Source organism: Leuconostoc falkenbergense (assembly GCF_014634805.1).
Taxonomy (GTDB): Bacteria; Bacillota; Bacilli; order Lactobacillales; family Lactobacillaceae; genus Leuconostoc; species Leuconostoc falkenbergense.
In genome coordinates, this window is record NZ_BMBS01000088.1 from 1 (window position 1) to 1,708 (window position 1,708).

The following is a 1,708-nucleotide window of genomic DNA, read 5'->3' on the forward strand; positions in this document are numbered from 1 at the left end:
ACTAAACCAGACATTGCCAATGCCAAAATGCCATTACCACCCATAGATGACTTTTCTGTGGCATGTGTTAATGGCAATGCTTTAGCCACGGCATCATCAAGTTTTTGCTTTGCTTCAACAACTGGTGCTTTTGTCGCATCTTTGTCATTAGCAGTTAGTGCTTGATTATAAGCTTCAACTGCACGAGCAACACTAGGTACACTAGCAACTTGTGTTGGCACTGAAACAACATTTCCTGAATTATCAGGTGTTACTTCAACTGGCTTAACATGGTTGACTTCGCCTTGATTGTTTGTGTCAGGCGTTGTTGGTGTAAGTGGAACAGTGTTATTATCGCTTGATGACCCATTACCACCAGCCGTTGAACTATCCGTACCGCCACCATTTGATGATGAACCATTGTTATCACTTGATGAGCTTGAACCACCATTATCAGATGATGAAGAACTACTACTGTTATCACTTGATGAGTTTGAACCGCCATTATCAGATGAAGAACTACTACCGTTATCACTTGATGAGTTTGAACTGCCATTACCAGATGATGAAGAACTACCACCATTATCTACGGTTGTACCGTCATCGGTTGATGAAGAACCGCTACCGTTATTACTTGATGATGAACCACCGCCACCATTTTCACTTGATGAACTTGAACCGCCATTATCAGATGATGAAGAACTACCTCCGTTATCTACTGTGGTACCGTCATCGGTTGATGAGCCACCATTGTCAATGGTCGTTCCGTCATCTACGGTTGAACTGGCATCACTCACAACATCAGTCGTAGCACTTAATACAACTGCCTTAACTTGTGGCAACGCCTTAGTTGTTGCTTGTACTGATTGTGCTGTACTAGTATCAGTTGTGGTTGGTACAGTATCAGCACTAACTGCTTGATGACCTAATGCTAAAGCCCCTAACACAGACCCTGCAATTAAAAGTTGTTTTTGCAACATGTTTATTGTCTCCTAACAATTTTATTGATTGGGCTTCACACCCCATTTGGTTATATTATGTGATAACGTCACGAGATCTTTTTTTTAATTAGTTTTGCTTTTTACCTTTTTTAGAAATACCAAAAGCCAAACCAAGACTTGCTAACCCAGCCATTGCACTTAACAACGCACCACCCTGATTTTCATTAGCATGTGTTGTTGGCAAAATACTTGCCGTCTCAACTACCTTTGGTGTGGCTGGTGTTGAAGTCGTTACTGTTTTTTCAACCTTAGGTGTCTTCTTAATGTTGTAATAATGCACCTCAACTTGTTGTACCTGTGGCTTATCAGCCGTTGGCATATCGGCTACTATAATCTTATGAACACTTGCCTTTGGCGCAACTAATGCCGTTGGCTTTTGTTCATACGTTGGTGACTTTGGTGTCACATTAGTATTTTTAATTTGCCATTCCACTTGACCATGTGTATTCCAAATCCAGTTATCATCAACTGTCAAGAATTGAATAGCCGAACTTGTCGCATTAGGTGCTAATGTGAACGTCTTGTTAATCGCAGTCGTGGTATTGATGTTCTTGGTAAAGGTTGTATTTCCGTTATGATAAACAGAGAACAATTCCTTACCGTTCAAATCATAAACATGAAAGTTAATGTTTTGGTTAACAGCCGAGTTTTGATAATAGTTCGTATAAGTGTACGAATACAGCTCAATTGATGAAACTGTGATTGTTTCTGAACCGTCACCATTGGCA

General features: G+C 40.4%; 1 protein-coding gene and 1 pseudogene. Both read right to left on the minus strand.

The genetic code is table 11. From position 1 onward, the window contains the following. On the minus strand, positions 1–959 hold a 959-nt coding region (uasX, locus tag IEU71_RS10050; protein ID WP_188349658.1), incomplete at its 3' end, for a serine-rich aggregation substance UasX. 88 nt (positions 960–1,047) lie between these two features. Continuing rightward, positions 1,048–1,708 (minus strand): annotated as a pseudogene (locus IEU71_RS10055) (adhesin); the annotation flags it as partial.